The 16,868-nt window shown below is 69.9% G+C and carries 18 protein-coding genes; 8 read left to right on the top strand and 10 right to left on the bottom strand.

Features of this window, described 5'->3' with window-relative positions; translation table 11 throughout:
- Positions 1-9 precede the first annotated feature (9 nt).
- Positions 10-933, top strand: a complete 924-nt coding sequence (locus ACFOY2_RS46560) for a TIGR04222 domain-containing membrane protein (protein ID WP_379534584.1) — start codon at positions 10-12, stop codon at positions 931-933.
- Between the two features lie 107 nt (positions 934-1,040).
- On the opposite strand, the gene lpdA is transcribed toward ACFOY2_RS46560, so the two are convergent.
- Complete coding sequence (gene lpdA, locus ACFOY2_RS46555; protein ID WP_379534583.1) at positions 1,041-2,420, bottom strand: dihydrolipoyl dehydrogenase; 1,380 nt, start codon at positions 2,418-2,420, stop codon at positions 1,041-1,043.
- A 115-nt stretch (positions 2,421-2,535) separates the two neighbouring features.
- On the opposite strand from lpdA, the gene ACFOY2_RS46550 reads away from it, so the two are divergent.
- Genes ACFOY2_RS46550 through ACFOY2_RS46540 form a run of 3 tightly spaced genes read left to right on the top strand, consistent with a single transcriptional unit; the run spans position 2,536 to position 4,815 of the window.
- Positions 2,536-3,186 carry a response regulator gene (locus ACFOY2_RS46550; protein WP_379534582.1) on the top strand — a complete coding sequence of 217 codons (651 nt, stop codon included), beginning with the start codon at positions 2,536-2,538 and terminating at the stop codon, positions 3,184-3,186.
- 6 nt (positions 3,187-3,192) lie between these two features.
- Positions 3,193-4,245 carry a quinone-dependent dihydroorotate dehydrogenase gene (locus ACFOY2_RS46545; protein ID WP_379534581.1) on the top strand — a complete coding sequence of 351 codons (1,053 nt, stop codon included), beginning with the start codon at positions 3,193-3,195 and terminating at the stop codon, positions 4,243-4,245.
- Between the two features lie 15 nt (positions 4,246-4,260).
- On the top strand, positions 4,261-4,815 hold the full coding sequence (locus tag ACFOY2_RS46540) for a GNAT family N-acetyltransferase (protein WP_379534580.1): 555 nt from the start codon (positions 4,261-4,263) through the stop codon (positions 4,813-4,815).
- On the opposite strand, the gene ACFOY2_RS46535 is transcribed toward ACFOY2_RS46540, so the two are convergent.
- The 4 genes from ACFOY2_RS46535 to ACFOY2_RS46520 form a co-directional block, all read right to left on the bottom strand.
- Positions 4,812-6,404 carry a beta-N-acetylhexosaminidase gene (locus ACFOY2_RS46535; RefSeq protein WP_379534579.1) on the bottom strand — a complete coding sequence of 531 codons (1,593 nt, stop codon included), beginning with the start codon at positions 6,402-6,404 and terminating at the stop codon, positions 4,812-4,814. The two genes, ACFOY2_RS46540 and ACFOY2_RS46535, sit on opposite strands and share 4 nt — an antisense overlap.
- Positions 6,401-7,243 carry an N-acetylmuramoyl-L-alanine amidase gene (locus tag ACFOY2_RS46530; RefSeq protein ID WP_379534578.1) on the bottom strand — a complete coding sequence of 281 codons (843 nt, stop codon included), beginning with the start codon at positions 7,241-7,243 and terminating at the stop codon, positions 6,401-6,403. Before ACFOY2_RS46530 ends, ACFOY2_RS46535 begins: the two co-directional genes overlap by 4 nt.
- 83 nt (positions 7,244-7,326) lie before the next feature.
- Positions 7,327-7,575: a hypothetical protein gene (locus tag ACFOY2_RS46525; RefSeq protein WP_357828865.1), complete on the bottom strand. Its 249-nt coding sequence runs from the start codon at positions 7,573-7,575 to the stop codon at positions 7,327-7,329.
- 208 nt (positions 7,576-7,783) lie between these two features.
- Positions 7,784-8,842, bottom strand: a complete 1,059-nt coding sequence (locus ACFOY2_RS46520; protein ID WP_379534577.1) for a LacI family DNA-binding transcriptional regulator — start codon at positions 8,840-8,842, stop codon at positions 7,784-7,786.
- A 147-nt stretch (positions 8,843-8,989) separates the two neighbouring features.
- Here ACFOY2_RS46520 and ACFOY2_RS46515 point away from each other — a divergent pair, with 147 nt between their 5' ends.
- A complete protein-coding gene (locus tag ACFOY2_RS46515) occupies positions 8,990-9,640 on the top strand; it encodes a TetR/AcrR family transcriptional regulator (RefSeq protein ID WP_379534576.1) in 651 nt (216 codons plus the stop codon).
- 145 nt (positions 9,641-9,785) lie between these two features.
- Here the strand turns inward: ACFOY2_RS46515 and bldC are convergent, their stop codons facing one another.
- Both bldC and ACFOY2_RS46505 read right to left on the bottom strand, forming a co-directional pair.
- Entirely contained in the window at positions 9,786-9,989 is a 204-nt protein-coding gene (bldC, locus tag ACFOY2_RS46510) for a developmental transcriptional regulator BldC (protein WP_013133571.1), read from the bottom strand.
- A gap of 323 nt (positions 9,990-10,312) precedes the next feature.
- Complete coding sequence (locus tag ACFOY2_RS46505) at positions 10,313-11,176, bottom strand: hypothetical protein (RefSeq protein WP_379534575.1); 864 nt, start codon at positions 11,174-11,176, stop codon at positions 10,313-10,315.
- A gap of 107 nt (positions 11,177-11,283) precedes the next feature.
- Here ACFOY2_RS46505 and ACFOY2_RS46500 point away from each other — a divergent pair, with 107 nt between their 5' ends.
- The 3 genes from ACFOY2_RS46500 (at position 11,284) to ACFOY2_RS46490 (ending at position 13,471) form a co-directional block, all read left to right on the top strand.
- Entirely contained in the window at positions 11,284-12,363 is a 1,080-nt protein-coding gene (locus ACFOY2_RS46500; RefSeq protein ID WP_379534574.1) for a Glu/Leu/Phe/Val family dehydrogenase, read from the top strand.
- Positions 12,364-12,514: 151 nt separating this feature from the next.
- Positions 12,515-12,742: a DUF3073 domain-containing protein gene (locus ACFOY2_RS46495; RefSeq protein ID WP_195893850.1), complete on the top strand. Its 228-nt coding sequence runs from the start codon at positions 12,515-12,517 to the stop codon at positions 12,740-12,742.
- A 168-nt stretch (positions 12,743-12,910) separates the two neighbouring features.
- Entirely contained in the window at positions 12,911-13,471 is a 561-nt protein-coding gene (locus ACFOY2_RS46490) for a CGNR zinc finger domain-containing protein (protein ID WP_379534573.1), read from the top strand.
- A gap of 121 nt (positions 13,472-13,592) precedes the next feature.
- Here ACFOY2_RS46490 and purM read toward each other — a convergent pair whose 3' ends face one another.
- Genes purM through ACFOY2_RS46475 form a run of 3 tightly spaced genes read right to left on the bottom strand, consistent with a single transcriptional unit; the run spans position 13,593 to position 16,849 of the window.
- Positions 13,593-14,618, bottom strand: a complete 1,026-nt coding sequence (purM, locus tag ACFOY2_RS46485) for a phosphoribosylformylglycinamidine cyclo-ligase (protein WP_379534572.1) — start codon at positions 14,616-14,618, stop codon at positions 13,593-13,595.
- Entirely contained in the window at positions 14,615-16,051 is a 1,437-nt protein-coding gene (purF, locus tag ACFOY2_RS46480; RefSeq protein ID WP_379534571.1) for an amidophosphoribosyltransferase, read from the bottom strand. Before purF ends, purM begins: the two co-directional genes overlap by 4 nt.
- A 51-nt stretch (positions 16,052-16,102) precedes the next feature.
- Positions 16,103-16,849, bottom strand: coding sequence for an SDR family NAD(P)-dependent oxidoreductase (locus ACFOY2_RS46475; RefSeq protein ID WP_379534570.1), 747 nt, complete (start codon positions 16,847-16,849; stop codon positions 16,103-16,105).
- Between the last annotated feature and the right edge of the window lie 19 nt (positions 16,850-16,868).

Below are 16,868 nucleotides of genomic sequence, written 5' to 3'. Positions count from 1 at the left end.
GGGGTGCGCATGGACGTCGTTCTGGCATTGCTGTCGGTGCTCTTAGGGGCGGTCACCATCGGCGCGATTCTCGCCGCGGAGTCGGCTCGGGTACACGCCCGCCTGAGGCTGGGCGGGCTGCGCGACGTCGATCTCGGCTACTACGATCTCGCCTATCTCGCAGGCGGTCCCGCGCGGGTGGCGGACACCGCGATCGGGTTGCTGGCCAGGGAGGGCGAGGTCCGCGTCTCCAGGGGTGGCAAGCTGCATCGCGTCTCCACCGCCGTCTCGGCGGGATACCCGGTGGAGGAGAGACTGTTCGCGATCCTCGCCGAGCGGAGGAGCCCACCGGTCGTCCGCGTCAAGCGCAGCCTGGCGTCAAGCGCGGAGGTCACCGCGATCATGGGCCGGCTCGTCGGCCTGGGCCTGCTCGTCGACCCCAGGACCGCTGCCGGGTTCCGCGTCAGCTGGGGTGTGCTGAAGCTGATTCCCGTGGTCGCGGGCGTCGCCATCGCGATCGACGGGATCTTCATGATCATCTTGACGTCGCCACCGCTGACCGTGGCGGCCCTGCTCGGGTTCGGCGGGAGCTGGCTGGTGGCCAGAAAGGTCTCCTCCCTGTACGCCAAGAACCGGCCGGTCACGCTCGGCCGGGCGGGCCGCTACCAGCTGGAGAAGGCGCGCAAGGCACACCCGTACGGAGCCGCGACCGACGCGGTGGCCATGCCGCTCGCGCTCTACGGCCTGAGCCATCTCGGTGACGCCGATCTGTCGGCCGAACTCAGCAGGCGTTCGATCCCGGACGGTCACCTCTACCCGGTCAACCACACCACCTCGAGCGGCCAGTGTGGCTCCGACGCCCCGCGCCCTGAGGACAGCGGAGGCGACGGCGGAGGCTGTGGCGGCGGAAGTTGTGGCGGGGGAGGCTGCGGCGGGGGAGGCGGCGGGGGCTGACAGAGCGGTTCGCCTTCCCCTGAAGGCGAAGGAGTTCTCCACAGTCGAAAGGACGTGTCCCGATGAAGCGGACGCCAGGCCATCGGGATCACGTTCCGTACGTGCCATCACATGTTGATCATGTGTCCGGCCAGGCCGTGGACCGCCTCCTTGACCGCTTCGCCGAGCGTCGGGTGGGCGTGCACGTTGCGGGCGACCTCGTGCACGGTCAGGTCCCACTGCTGCGCCAGGGTCAGCTCGGGCAGCAGCTCGGTGACCTCGGGGCCGATCAGGTGGGCGCCGAGCAGCTCGCCGTGCGAGTTGTCGCTGATGATCTTGACGAAGCCGGCGGTGTCGCCCAGCCCGTGCGCCTTGCCGTTCGCGGTGAACGGGAACTTCGCCACCTTCACGTCGTAGCCCAGCTCGCGCGCCTGCGCCTCGGTGTAGCCGAAGCTGGCCACCTGCGGCTGGCAGTACGTGGCCCGGGGGATCATCACGTAGTCGAGCTCCATGGTCTCGGCGTTGCCGATCGTCTCGGCCGCGATGATGCCCATGGACTCGGCGGCGTGGGCCAGCATCAGCTTGGCGGTGACGTCGCCGATGGCGAAGATGTGGGGCACGTTCGTCCGGCAGCGGCCGTCGACCGCGATGGCGCCCCTGTCGGTCAGCGCCACGCCGGTCTTCTCCAGCCCGTAGCCGTCGACGCGCGGCTGGAACCCGATCGCCTGCAGCACCTTGTCGGCCTCGAGCACCTGCTGCTGCCCGTCCTTGGTGACGGTGACCTTGACGGAGGCGCCGGTGTCGTCGATGCCGTCCACGCGGGTCGAGGTCAGCACCTCGATGCCGAGCCGCTTGTAGCGCTTGGCCAGCTCGGCCGACACGTCCTCGTCCTCAAGCGGCACGACCCGGTCGAGGAACTCCACGATCGTCACCTTGACGCCGTAGTTGTGCAGCACGTACGCGAACTCCACGCCGATCGCGCCCGCGCCCGCGATGATGACGCTGCCCGGCAGCTCCTCGCTCAGGATCTGCTCCTCATACGTCACCACCCGCTCGGACAGCTGGGTGCCCGGGATCAGCCTGGTGGTGGCGCCGGCGGCGATGATGCAGTGGGAGAACGTGATCGTCTCGTCGTTCACCTGGATCGTGTTCGCGTCCAGGAACGTGCCGCGGCCGTCGTACTCCGTGATGGCGTTCTTCTTCATCAGGTAGTGAACGCCCTTGACCCGCCCGTCGGCGACCTTGCGGCTGCGCTGGTAGGCCGCCCCGTAGTCGAAGCTGACCTCGCCGCTGATGCCGAACGTCTTGGCCTCGTTGTGGAAGATGTGGGCCAGCTCGGCGTTGCGCAGCAGTGCCTTGGACGGGATGCAGCCCACGTTGAGGCAGACGCCACCCCAGTACTTCTCCTCGACGACCGCGGTGCGCAGCCCGAGCTGGGCGGCGCGGACCGCGGCCGTGTATCCTCCGGGACCCGCGCCGAGAACGACGACGTCATAGTGAGTGCTCATGAGTCGGACCATACCGCCCGGCCGAGGCTTCCTCCGACGTCAGACCTCCATCTTGTACGGCAGAGCGAGCTCATCAGTTCGTCCTGGGCCGCGCCATGTCGGCACTATAGAGGGTGTGATCCGCATCCTGCTGGCCGACGACGAGGCCATGATCCGCGCCGGGGTCCGGGCGATCCTCGCCTCCGACCCGTCGCTCGAGGTGGTGGCCGAGGCGGGCGACGGCAGGCAGGCCGTCGACCTGGCGATCAGTCATCATCCGGACGTGGCGCTGCTCGACATCCGCATGCCCAGGCTCGACGGCCTGGCCGCGGCGGCCGAGATCCGCAGGGCGGCCCCGGCGACGGCCGTGGTGATGCTGACCACGTTCGGCGAGGACGACTACATCGCCAAGGCCCTCGACGTGGGGGCGGCCGGGTTCCTGCTCAAGTCGGGCGACCCGCGCGAGCTGATCGCCGGGGTGCACGCGGTCGCCGAGGGGGCCGCGTACCTGTCGCCGAAGGTCGCCCAGCGGGTCATCGCCCAGCTCTCGGGCGGCCGGATGGCCAAGGGCGCGCGGGCGCGCGACCGCATCGAGGTCCTGACCGAGCGCGAACGCGAGGTGCTCGCCCTGCTCGGCGCCGGGCTGTCCAACGCCGAGATCGCCCGTAGACTGCACATCGTGGAGGGCACGGTGAAGGCGTACGTGAGCGCCATCCTCATCAGGCTGGCGGTACGTAACCGCGTACAGGCCGCGATCATCGCCCACGAGGCCGGATTGGTAGCCTGACCCGTGATGTATCGCCTCGTGTTCACGCAGGTCTTGCGGCGTTTCGACGCCGAGGCCGTGCACCATCTCACTGTGAGCGCCCTCGCGCTCCTCGCGCGGTTGCCGCTGCTCAAGCGGCTGCTGCACCGGGCGTTCGCGCCACACGACCCGGCCCTGCGGGTGACCGCGTTCGGCGTGCACTTCCCCGGGCCCCTGGGGCTGGCCGCCGGCTTCGACAAGGACGCCGCCTGCGCCGAGGCCGTGGCCTCGCTCGGGTTCGGCCACGTCGAGGTCGGCACCATCACCGCCCACGCCCAGCCGGGCAACCCGCGTCCGCGCCTGTTCAGGCTGGTGGGGCAGCGGGCGCTGATCAACAGGATGGGCTTCAACAACGCCGGCGCCCGCGCCGCCGCCCGCAGGCTCCGCCGCGCCCGCGGTGTCCCCGTCGTGGTCGGGGTGAACATCGGCAAGACCAAGGTGGTGCCCGAGGCGCAGGCCGCGGCCGACTACGTGGCCAGCGCCAGGCAGCTGGCCCCGATGGCCGACTACCTGGTGGTCAACGTCAGCTCGCCCAACACGCCGGGGCTGCGCAACCTGCAGGCCGTCTCGCTGCTGCGTCCGCTGCTCGTCGCCGTCAAGGAGGTCGCCGACGGCACGCCCCGGCGTACGCCGCTGCTGGTCAAGATCGCCCCCGATCTGGCCGACGAGGACGTCGACGCCGTCGCCGACCTGGCCCTTGAGCTGGGCCTCGACGGCATCATCGCCACCAACACCACGATCAGGCACGGCGGCGAGACCGGCGGGCTGTCGGGCCGGCCGCTCAAGGCCCGCTCCCTGGAGGTGCTGCGCCGCCTGCGCGCCAGGGTCGGCGACCGCCTCACGCTGGTGTCGGCGGGCGGGGTGGAGGACGTGGACGACGTCTGGGAACGCCTGCTGGCCGGCGCGACGCTCGTCCAGGGGTACACGGGCTGGATCTACGGCGGGCCGCTGTGGGCCGCGCACATCCACCGGCAGCTCTCCCGGCGGGTACGCCGTCACGGCATGAAGTCCATCACCGAGGCCATCGGCCGTGTCGCCTGACCCTATTGTGGGACGATGATCGAAGAAGTACCACTTCTCGACGGCGTCGTCCTTCGGCCCGCCGTCGAGCACGACGCGGAGCCCATACAGCGCGCCTGCATCCGCAACCGCGAGCACCTGCGGCGCTGGGAGCCGCGCCGGCCGGATGAGTACTTCACCGTGCACGGCCAGGCCCAGCGGCTCAAGAGCCTGCTTGCGCAGCAGGCGGACGGCCGGGCCATGGCGTGGGTGCTCGCCGACGGCGACGAGATCGTGGGCCGCGTGACGCTCAACGACATCGTCCGCGGCCCCTTCCTCAACAGCCACCTCGGCTACTGGATCGACGCCGGCTACACGGGCCGAAGCCTGACCACCCGGGCGGTGCTGGAGGTGTGCCGGCTGGCCGACCAGGAGCTGGGCCTGCACAGGATCCAGGCCGGCACCCTGCTCGACAACGTGGCCTCCCAGAGCGTCCTGGCCAAGACCGGCTTCGAGCCCTTCGGCGTCGCCCCGCGCTACCTGGAGATCGACGGGCGGTGGCAGGACCACCGCCTCTTCCAGCGCATCCTGAACGAGCGCCCCGCGTTTTAGACGCTCGGCCGGGTCGACTCGGCGTCGTGCGTCATGCCGTCGAGCCGCTCCATCACCTCGGCGACCCGCACCCCGGCGGGCCGGTGCGGCCGCCGCCGCTGCCACGGGTGCGGCCCGGCCTGCGGCCGGTACTCCACGCCGATCGCGTCCAGCCGCCCCAGGTGCTCCTCCAGCCGTCCGGCGAAGCCGTCGGACGCGGCACCCGACCAGGCGACCTCCGCCAGCGCGCAGGCCCTCGGCCACAGCCGGTAGTCGACCGTGCGCGCGTCGGGCACCCGCTCGCTCCACAGCTGCGCCTGCACCCCCACGACCCTGGCGCGCTCCCGTTCGGTCCACTCCTCGGGCGCGGGAACGAACGCGGCCACGTCCGCCACCGTGATCGTGTCGCCGATCGCCATCGGCTCGTCGGCCGAGGACGCCTCGGCGTAGTCGAAGTACAGCGGGAACACCGGCGTGGCCACCACGTCGTGCCCCGCGGCGGCGGCCCGCCGGCCCACGCCCATGCCGCGCCACGGCATGACGACCGTGTCCTGGCGCAGGCCGCCGCTGACGAACGCCTCGTCCCACACCACGGCCCTGGCGCCGCGCTCGGCCAGCGCGTCGGCCAGCCGCCGCAGGAACCACGCCTGCAGATCGTTGACGGTGGCCAGCCCGAGCTCGTCGCGGTAGGCGGTGATCTCGGCCGAGCCCGCCCAGTGGTCGAGGACGACCTCGTCGCCGCCGATGTGCACGTACGGGGTCTGGCCCAGCGCCCCGATCAGCTCGTCGAAGATCGTGGTCAGGAACTCCACCGTCGGCGGCAGCGGCGACAGGATCGCGGGGGAGATACCCCACCGCTCCAGCACGTCGTGAGGCTCGCCGGTGGCCCCGAACGCCGGGTAGGCGGCCAGGATCGCCGACGCGTGCCCCGGCACGTCGATCTCGGGCACGATCGTGACGTGGCGGGCGCGGGCGTAGGCGCCGATCTCGGCCAGGTCGTCGAGCGTGTAGTAGCCGCCGTGGGGGAGGTCGTCGTAGGCCTCCGGCTCCCTGTGGTAGTTGGTGGCCGTGCGCGGCCGGTGCGAGGACACCTCGTGCAGCAGCGGATAGGCCCTGCTCTCCACCCGCCAGCCCTGGTCGTCCGCCAGGTGCAGGTGGAGCCGGTTCAGCTTGTGCACGGCCATGAGGTCGATCAGCCGCAGGACCTCCCGCTTGGGGAAGAAGTGCCGCGCCACGTCGAGGTGCAGCCCGCGCCAGCCGAGGCGGGGGGCGTCCTCGATCCGCACCCCTGGAACGGGCCACGAAGCCCGCTCGGAGAACCGGTAGGAGGCGGGGGGCAGCAGCTGGTGCAGCGACTGCGCCGCGTAGAACGCCCCGGCGCCCCCGCCGGCCACGATCTCGATCCCCCGCGAGCCGACCGTCAGCCGGTACGCCTCCTCGCCCATCGCGGGGTCGCGCCGCACGTCGATCTCGCCGGAGTCGCCGGGACGCAGATCGAGCAGGGGCAGCGCACGGCGTACGGCATCGACCAGGTCACCGGACACCGTCGCGCCCGAGGTCAGTTCGAAGGAGGCGGAAAGGTCACTGATCAGCTCTGGGCGAGGAATCATGCTTTGAGATAGTGCTGCAATCCGTTCGCCAGCGCCACTGCGATCTTCTGACGGAACGCCGGGTCCTTCAGCTTGGCCGCGTCACCGGCGTTGCGCATGTTGCCGGTCTCGATGAAGATCTTCGGCACCGTCGACAGGTTGAGCCCGCCGAGGTCGCTGCGGTAGTCGAGGGCCTTGCGGCCGATGTAGGTGGAGTAGGCCAGCCCCGTGCCCTTCTTGTAGGCGTCACGCACCGCGATCCCCAGCCTGTCGGAGGCTCCCACCACCTTGTCCACAGGCCCGTCGATCTTCTTGGGCATGATGACGTGGAAGCCGTGGTTGCCCGCGGCCGAGCCGTCGGCGTGCACGGAGATCGCGGCGTCCGCCTTGGCCTTGTTGCCGATCGCGGCCCGCTCGGTGATGCAGGGGCCGACGCCGTCGTTGTTCTTCCTGGTCAGCTTGACGGTGGCGCCGCGGTCCTTGAGGATCTTGGTCAGCCGCTTGGAGACGTCCCAGGTGAAGGCGGCCTCGCTGTAACCGTCGTTGGTGGCCGTGCCCGTGGTGTCGCAGGCCTTCCACTGGGTCAGCACGTTGACCTTGCGGTTGACGGCCTTGGGATCGCGGTAGTTTCCGCCGTTGTGGCCGGGGTCGATGACCACGACCTTGCCTTCGAGCGGTCTGGTTGCGGCCGGCTCGGCCCCCAGCGGCTCGGACGCGGGCGGGACCCGCTGTGCCGGAGGCTGCCGCACCGAGGTCGCGGGGGCGGCCTGACCTGCCGCGGCGCCACCGGCGGCGGTGCCGCCACACGCGGAGGCGATCAGGCCGCACACGGCGAGGGCGATGGCTGGAAGGGCGCGCATGCCATCCAACTTACGGCAAACCCGAAACCAAACTGGCCTTTTACCAAGGATGGCGGGTGTCCGCGGGCCCATCGCAGGCGCCTTTACCAGACGCGCTCGCCGACCTCCTGCCGCTCCAGCAGTGCGGCCAGTTCCCGCGCGTCCTCGGCGTCGAGCCCGAGGACGACGCGGGGCCGGCCCCACGGGTGGTCGAGGGAGTGGGCGACGTAGCTGGCGACCGACTCCGCGCCGGCGTCGGCGCCCCGCCCCCTGCCCGCCCGCCAGTGACCCCAGGCGCGCTCGAGCTCGGCCGCCGCGCGCTGGGCGCAGGACACCAGTTCCGGATCACGCATGACTGTTCCCCCTGGATCAGATCGTGACCGGAACCGAATCCGATCACCAATAGCATGACCCTGATGAGTAAACCGCCGTGTGGCGGCGCTGCCACACGGCTTGACCCAGCCTTGGGGCTTCAGGAACAAGAAACCTGCTTCAGCAGACTGCCGCCCTACCTTCGTGCGCGCGATCCTCGCCACAGCGGCAGCCGGCTTTGCAGCTTCCTTATTCGTTGCGAACAGGACCCGTGCTTCGTCGCACGATCAGTTCTGGGCGGACCTCCCGCAGGCGCGAGCCCTTGGCGGGATCTCCGATCCGGTCGCTCAGCAGCGCCGCCGCCGACCGGCCCATGGTCCGGCGCGGCTGATCGACTGAGGTGAGCGAGACGTGGCGGGAGGCCGACAGGTGCGTGTTGTCGTACCCCACCACGGACAGGTCCTCCGGCACCGTCAGGCCCAGTTCGCCGGCGGCCGAGAGCACGCCGAGCGCCACCACGTCGTTGGCGGCGAAGATCGCCGTGGGCCTGGGGTCGCGGGTCAGCAGCGCGAGCGCCGCCTCCCTGCCGCCTTCCTCGGTCGAGTCCGCGGCCTCGACCATGATGTACGGCGCCAGCGAATGCCTGCGCATCGCCACGAGATAACCTTCGCAGCGCGACGAGCGCGGGCCTTCGATGTGCGCGATCCGTTTGTGGCCGTGTTCGACCAGGTGATCGATGGCCAGTCGGGCGCCGAGCTGGTCGTCGTCGACCACGATGTCGACGCCGTCGAGCTCGATGTCACGTTCCCCTACGACGACTGTCGGCGTGTACGCGGTCGCCTCGATCAGCGTCTCGCTGGTCGGCGCGATGCCGAGTAAAACCAGCCCGTCGACCCTGAGCTCGAGGAAGGCCTCCACGGCCTCGTCCTCGAACGCCGGGTCCCACTGGCTGTTGCCGATCAGCATGCGAAGTCCGTCGCCGTGCAGGCTCTCCTGCAGGCCGTCGAGGAACTCGGCGTAGAACGGGTTGTGCAGGTTGGCGACGAGCGCGCCCACCAGATGCGTACGGCCTTCGACCAGACTGCGCGCGACCGCGTTGGGCCGGTAACCGAGTTCACGGGCGGCCTGCAGCACGGCCTGGCGCCGGTGCTCGCTCACGTGCGGGGATCCGCGCAGCACGAGTGAGACCAGCGATTTCGAGACGCCGGCTCGTTCGGCGACGTTGCGGATGGTCGGTCTGGGCCGAGGCAGCGCGTCTACCTCTCTCAGCTCCGTAATAGTTGAAGTGTTGACGGGCGGTCCTGACATGTGTCTCCCCCGCGATGCGGAAATGGGCACCTGTCTCACCAAACGATCGAGTTCGCCGCAGGGTACGGCTTCATTACCGGAGAGCCCGATTTTGACGGCATAGCCACACGTCAGCTATCGGGTAAGACGTCGGATACTGTGCAGGGTGTGACACCCGGGAAGTCAGCCGAGACGGCACGACCCGCTCGGCGCAGGCTCAGCGTCGACCGCCGTCGCGAAGAGCTCATGGCAGCCGCGCTCGAGCTGTTCAGCACCCGTGACGCGGAGGACGTCTCGATCGACGACGTCGCCTCCGCCGCAGGCGCCTCGCGGGCTCTGGTCTACCACTACTTCGGTGGCAAGCAGGAGCTCTACGTGGCCGCGCTGAGGAGCGCGGCGGAGCAGTTGGAGTCCCGGCTGCGCCTCCAGGGGGGAGGCAGGCCGCTCGACGAGCTGGCCTCCGGGTTGGAACGGTACTTCGACTTCGTCGAGGAGCACGCGGCGGGTTTCGCGGCGCTGCTGCGCGGCGGGCCCGCCAACCGGGCGGGCGAGGTCGGTGAGATCGTCGACGGCGTGCGCCGGCGGCTCTTCCGCCTCATCCAGAAGCAGATGCGGGTCGAGGAGCCGAGCCCGGTGCTGCGCACGACGCTCAGGTCGTGGATCGCCTCCGTGGAGACGGCCGGTCTCGACTGGCTCGAACACCGTGACGTTGAGCGACCGACGCTCGAGAAGATGCTCGTCGATCACATGGTGGCGCTGTTGCGCGTCGCCGCCGCCTACGACGACGAGGTCGCCGGCCTGATGGAGCGGCTGGCGTGACGAAGAGTGACGGGGGGAATGATGGCGCCGGGCGGGCGGCGCCAACCTTCCCATGCGACGTCACGTCGTCACTGTGGTGGACCGGGCCCCAGTGCCGGCCAGGTCCACCGCGTTAACCCCCCTGAGGTCGGTGACGACCCTTCACCTACTCCGAGCGCTGCTGCGGAATGCCCGCGAGCAGTGCCCGGACCTCGGTCTCCCGGTAACGCCGATGACCGCCGAGGGTACGAATCGACGTCAACTTGCCCGCCTTGGCCCACCGCGTAACGGTCTTGGGGTCGACCCTGAACATGGTCGCGACCTCAGCGGGCGTGAGCAGTGGCTCGGCCTCGGGTGTACGAGCTGACATTTGTGCGGCCTCTCCTCCGTGTGGACCGGCTTTCGCGATCCTGTGACTGCCTTTGCGCGTGTCACGGATGTCCACCTATGGCGCAGAGCGTGCGGCTTTTCTGAGCCATATGCGGCATCACCCGATGTGACCATACCGCCACGCAGAGCGATTGGCGAGCCCTTCTTTGACCCAACTGCCCGCCCCCATGGCGATGTCACGCTCGGTGATTCTAGCGACACGGTTCGTGGTATCGCAGTGAAAACGGCAAACTACTCAGTTCGCAGAAGAGAGCAGCCGCGAGACGTGACCTACTCATGCAGGTCAGACGGCCGTATTGGGGTTCAGTTGGCAGATTCCAGTTGTTGCATTGACTTCCACCGCAGGATGACCCTCTGGTACATGGCGTAAGCAAGTTCTTCTTGACCCGTGTCCAGGCCCGTCAGGGCGGCCGCGAGCTCCGCGACCGACTGGTCGGCCTGCAGGGCGTCGTCGTCCATGAGGTGGACGAGCCCTCCGTAGTCGAGTTCGACCAGCGAATGCGGGTGGAACTCCTCCAGCCACCTGGCGACGTCCTCGACGTCGAAATTGGCCGCCACGTCGCCCAGGTGCCTGCGCAGCACGTTGAGCGCGCGCGCCGCCCGCCTCCTGGCCTGGGCCATGGAGGTGACGTAGATGAGGTTACGCCCGGTAGTCGTGGTCACGTCCTGTCCAGGGTTGGCGGAGCCGAGCACCAGCCAGCGCTCGTTTCCATCAAACGGCACGAACCACGACGGCGGCACATGCCACGCCGTTGTGCGGATGTGTGTGCGCAAGGCCGACGAACCGGCCTTCCGCTTGAACCTGTCGAAGTCGTCGGCGGTCTGCTCGGCGACGGTCTTCGGCACGAGGTGGTCCATCAGCTTCACAGGAGTGGCGCCACGCAGCCTTGAGAACGCCAGCCACGAGCGCAGGCGCGTCTGCCAGGGACACACATAGAGACGGTCCTCAACGCGCCGGAGATAGGCGTTGGGGCTCTCCTGGGCGGGAACGGGTTGAGGGGGCATGCCGAGCAGGCGCATCACCGACTCGCCGTGCTCCGCATTGAGCGCGTTCGCGCGCCGCGGGCGGTCGTGTGAGTCGGCATAGTCGGCCCACACCTTGCGCTCGGACTCGGCGAACGCGGTCAGTGGCTCATAGACACGGAGGTAGGCGGCATAGGGCAGCACGGAGGCATCGTGTCACGAAGCGCCCCTGCATGCACCGTTGCGGCTTACTACTGTGTGAGGAGATCTCCGCCGCGACGGTGCGGCGGACCGGACAGGGAGTCACTACCGTGACCGACGTCTTCGGCACGTCCCACAAGGACGTCCACGAGCAGGTCGTCTTCTGCGCCGACGAGCAGAGCGGCCTGCGTGCCATCATCGCCATCCACAACACGGCACTGGGCCCGGCCCTGGGAGGCACCCGCTTCTATCCGTACGAGAGCGAGCAGGCCGCCCTGGCCGACGTGCTCAACCTGGCCAAAGGCATGTCCTACAAGAACGCGCTGGCGGGGCTCGACCTCGGCGGCGGCAAGGCCGTGATCATCGGCGACCCGGCGCGCGACAAGAGCGAGGCGCTGCTGCGTGCCTACGGCAGGTTCGTCCAGTCGCTCGGCGGGCGCTACATCACCGCCTGCGACGTGGGCACCTACAGCGAGGACATGGACGTCGTGGCCCGCGAGTCGCGTTTCGTGACCGGCCGCACGCGGGCGCACGGCGGGGCGGGCGATTCCTCCATCCTCACGGCGTTCGGCGTCTTCCAGGGCATGCGCGCCTCGGCCGAGATCATGTACGGCACCCCGTCGCTGCACGGCAAGCGGGTCGGCGTCGAAGGGGTCGGCAAGGTGGGCCACCGCCTGGTCGATCTCCTGCGCGAGGACGGCGCCGAGGTCGTGATCTGCGACGTCAGCCCCCAGGCGATCGAGCGGGTACGCCGGCGCCACCCCGTGGTCGAGGCGGTCGCCGATGCCGAAGAGCTCACTTCCTCCGACATCGACGTTTTCGCCCCCTGCGCTCTCGGCGGCGCCCTCGACGACGACACGGCGGCCCGGCTCAAGGCGAAGATCGTCTGCGGCGCGGCCAACAACCAGCTCGCCCACACCGGGGTCGAGAAGCAACTCGCCGAGCGCGGGATCCTCTACGCGCCCGACTACGTGGTCAACTCGGGAGGCGTGATCCAGGTCGCCGACGAGATCGAGGGCTTCGACATGGAACGAGCCAGATCCAAGGCGGCGCAGATCTACGACACGACTCTGAAGATCTTCAAAATCGCGGCCGATGAGGGCGTTCCTCCCGCCGTGGCAGCGGATAGGCTGGCCGAGCGAAGAATGTCGGAAGTCGGGCGTATTCGGGCCATTTGGCTTGGCCGCTGACGCCCCGCGCCCATACGACGTACCGAGCTGGGCACAAAACAGGTACGGTAATAGGCGAACGATAGGCTGACGCCCAAAGTCAGGCGGCGTCAGTGTGTGGTGCGTTAGCGACGAGGGGTCGGGGACGACCCCACACGAGGGGGTCGAGCCAATGGGGCGCGGCCGAGCAAAGGCCAAGCAGGTCAAGGTTGCTCGCCAGCTGAAGTACAACAGCGGTGGCACGGATCTTGACCGTCTGCGCGACGAACTCGGGGTCGGAGACTCCAGCAATGACGACGCCGACGACCTCAACGATGAGCTGGCGGATCGCTATGCCGATTACGCCGATGACTATGGCGCCGGAGACGACGACGATGGCCGTACGTCCGGCCGCCGATAGCCGTTCTTCTGGTTGATGTGGCCGTAGGGCCGGTGCCTGCGCCGGCCCTTCGTACACACTCGTCGGGCCCCACGGGCAACCGTGGGGCTTTCGTCACGTCATCGTCCTTCTCGGGAAGCCCTGCCATGCGGGGTTAATGGGTTAACGCGTCGATGTACCGTTAGTGGCATGGACGTGCTGACAGGTGAGCCCCTGGCCCTCGATCTGGTCAACACGCGTGCCCGCACGTCGTCGGGCGCCGAGTACGACGCGCTGGCCAGGGCGGACGACTGCAACGCGTGGCTGAGCGCCCAGTCCGGGCGGCTGACCGTCCCCGAAGCTCCGCTCGCGGCTGCGGACCTGCCGGCCATCAGGCAGTTACGCGGCCACGTCGAAGTGGCGCTGGCCGCCGTACGCGACGCCGACCCGCCACCGATCAAGGCCGTCGCCGCGATCAACGAGGCCATGCGCGCCGCCCCGCCGTACGCGTGCCTGGAAGCGGCGGGCGCGGTCCTCAAACGCGGCAGGAAGCGGGACGGGACGCCGCTGACCCGGCTGCTCGCCGAACTGGCGGAGGCCGCGACCGCCCTGCTCACCGACCCGGACGTGGGCAAAGTGCGGGGGTGCGAGGCCCCGCACTGCCGGATGCTGTTCCTGCCCGCCCACCCGCGCCGCCGCTGGTGCTCGCCGGACCTGTGCGGCAACCGGGTCCGCGTGGCCCGCTACCACCAGCGCCACAAGACCACATGAGGCGCAGGGCTTGACCACGACGGCTGTCCCGCCGTGACGGCTGCCCCGCCGGGGGCGAGTCCTGTCGCGATGGGTCCCGCCGGGTAGGTCCTGTCGTGACGGGTCCCATCGGGGCGGGAGCTCAGCGGTAGCGGGCCTGTCCGTTGCCGGGGACGACCTCGCCCATCGCCCAGGCGTCCACCCCGCGCGCCCGCAGCAGCCTGATCGCCTCGTCCGCGGCGTCGGGGGACACCAGAGCGGCCATCCCGACCCCGAGGTTGAAGGTGCGGTCCATGTCCTTCTGGGCGATCGACCCGTGCCCCGCCAGCACCCCGAAGATCGGGGGCGGCGTCCACGAGGCCCGGTCCAGCACCGCGTCCAGATGATCGGGCAGCGACCGCGACAGGTTGCCCTCGATGCCGCCCCCGGTGATGTGCGCGTAGGCGTGGACCTCGACGGAGCGGGCCAGCTCCAGGCAGTCGAGCGAGTAGATCCGCGTGGGCTCGAGCAACTCCTCGCCCAGAGGCCGGCCCAGCTCGGGCAGCACGGCGTCGAGCGACAACGACGCCTCCCGCAGCACGTGCCTGACCAGCGAGTAGCCGTTGGAGTGCGCGCCGGACGAGGCCAGGCCCAGCACCACGTCGCCCTCGGCCACCCGCGCGGGCCCGAGCATGGCCGAGGCTTCCACCACGCCGGTCCCGGCGCCCGCCAGGTCGTACTCGTCGGGCCCCATCGCGCCCGGGTGCTCGGCCGTCTCGCCGCCCACCAGCGCGGCCCCGGCCAGGCGGCAGCCCTCGGCGACCCCGCCGACGATCTCGGCGACACGCTCGGGCACCACCTTGCCGCAGGCGATGTAGTCGGTCATGAACAGCGGCTCGGCCCCGCAGACGACCAGGTCGTCGAGGACCATGCCGACCAGGTCGATGCCGATCGTGTCGTGCTTGCCGTACCGCTGAGCGATCATGACCTTGGTGCCGACGCCGTCGGTGGAGGAGGCCAGCAGCGGCCGCTGGTAGCGCAGCAGCGCGGAGGCGTCGAACAGGCCGGCGAACCCGCTGACGTCGTCGACCACCTCCGGCCGCCGCGAGCGCGCCACCTTCTCCTTCATCAGCGTGACGGCCCGCTCACCCGCCTCGATGTCGACCCCTGCGGCCTCATACGTGCTCACGCTTTACTCTCCAACACGAACTTGCCCACGTTGTCCTGGTCGATCGGGATCGGGTACTCGCCCGTGAAGCAGGCCATGCAGAGCCGCTCGGCCGGGATCGTGGTGGCCTTGGTCAGCCCTTCCAGGGAGATGTAGCCGAGCGAGTCGGCCCCCAGCGAGCCCCTGATCTCCTCGACGGTGAGCGAGCCCGCGATCAGCTCGGCCCTGGTGGCGAAGTCGATGCCGTAGAAGCACGGCCAGGCCACGGGCGGGGAGGAGATGCGTACGTGCACCTCACGGGCCCCCGCCTCGCGCAACATCCTGACGATGGCCCGCTGGGTGTTGCCGCGCACGATCGAGTCGTCCACGACGACCAGCCGCTTGCCCTCGACGACCTCGCGCAGCGGGTTGAGCTTCAGCCGGATGCCGAGCTGACGGATGGTCTGGGACGGCTGGATGAAGGTGCGGCCCACGTAGGAGTTCTTGACCAGCCCCTGACCGTAGGGGATGCCGCTCTCCTGGGCGTAGCCGACGGCGGCGGGGGTGCCGGACTCGGGCGTGGGGATGACCAGGTCGGCCTCGACCGGGTGCTCGCGGGCCAGCACACGGCCGACCTCGACCCTGGTGACCTGGACGCCGCGCCCGGCGATCGTGGTGTCGGGGCGGGCGAGGTAGACGTACTCGAACAGGCAGCCCTTGGGCTCGGCCAGCGCGAAGCGGCGCGACCTGACGCCGCGCTCGTCGATGGTGAGCATCTCGCCGGGCTCGATCTCGCGGACGAACGTGGCGCCCACGATGTCGAGCGCGGCCGTCTCCGAGGCCACCACCCAGCCGCGCTCCAGGCGGCCCAGGACCATCGGGCGGATGCCCTGCGGGTCGCGGGCCGCGTAGAGCGTCTTCTCGTCCATGAACACCAGCGAATAGGCGCCCTTGACCTGCGGCAGCAGTTCGGCGGCCGAGTCTTCGACGGAGCGGGTGCGGTCTTGGGCGAGCAGCGTGGTCAGGACCTCGGTGTCGGTGGTGGCCCTGGTGGAGCCGGGCTCCAGACGCTCGGCCAGCTCCGGGGTGTTGATCAGGTTGCCGTTGTGGGCCAGCGCGAGGCCGCCGACCTCGGTGGAGCTCAGCGTCGGCTGGGCGTTCTCCCACACGCTCGACCCCGTCGTGGAATAACGGCAGTGGCCGATGGCCAGGTGGCCGCGCAGGGTGCCGAGCACAGACTCGTCGAAGACCTGGGCCACCAGGCCCATGTCCTTGTAGACGAGAATGCGGCTGCCCTCGCTGACCGCGATGCCCGCGGACTCCTGGCCGCGGTGCTGCAACGCGTACAGCCCGTAGTAGGTGAGTTTGGACACTTCCTCGCCTGGCGCCCAGACGCCGAAGACGCCACAGGCGTCTTTGGGTGCGCGGTCATGGGGGTCCAGGTCATGGCCGAGCCGGCCGTCGCCCTTCAGCACATGCCTCAGTCTAGGTTGAGGACTTCTGTGCTCGCACACTCGGGGGTGGGATCACACGGCATGGGCTGACCTGCCCGCATTCGAGCCGTCACGGAGAGTCTCTCCGGTCAGGTTGCGGTTGGCCTCGGAACCGAGGAAGACGATGAGCGCGGCCATGTCGTCCGCCGTGGACAGGCGGCGGCTGGGCGTGCGGGCGGCCAGGCCATCGAGGACCTCCTGCGGGATCGGTCGCTGGGCGCCGGTGATGGTCAGCCCGGCCACGGCCACGTTGACCAGGATGCCGTCCTTGCCCGCCTCCCAGGCCAGGGCGCGGGCCATGCCGTGCAGCGCCATCTTCGCGGTGCCGTACGGGCCGGGTCCCGGCACCCCCTCCTCGGCGATGCCCGACGAGACGAACACGATCCGTCCCCATTTCGCGCGCCGCATCCCCGGCAGCACGGCCTGGACGAGCAGGGCGTTGCCGACCACGTTGGCGTGCAGGGCGGCCGACCACTCGGCGGCGGGGACGTCCTCGAACGCGGCCCCTCCGGGCGCCAGCGTGCCCCAGCGCACGGCGTTCGCGACGAGCGCGTCCACCGGCCCGGCCTGGGCGACGGCGGGCGCGATCGTGGCGTGGTCCTCCAGGTTCAGGTGGACGGCCGCGCCCTGGCCACCGGCCTCCTCGATGCGCTTGACGACCTCGGCGGCCCGGTCCGCGCCGCTGTTGTAGGTGATCGTGACGCGGGCGCCGGTCCTGGCGTACGCGACGGCGGTCGCGGCGCCGATGCCCGACGAGCCGCCGGTGATCAGTACGTGCATGATCCCTCTTTGGTTAGCC

Origin of the sequence: Nonomuraea purpurea (assembly GCF_042650645.1) — a bacterium.
GTDB classification, from domain to species: Bacteria; Actinomycetota; Actinomycetes; order Streptosporangiales; family Streptosporangiaceae; genus Nonomuraea; species Nonomuraea purpurea.
This window is presented reverse-complemented; position numbering and strand designations above follow the sequence as displayed.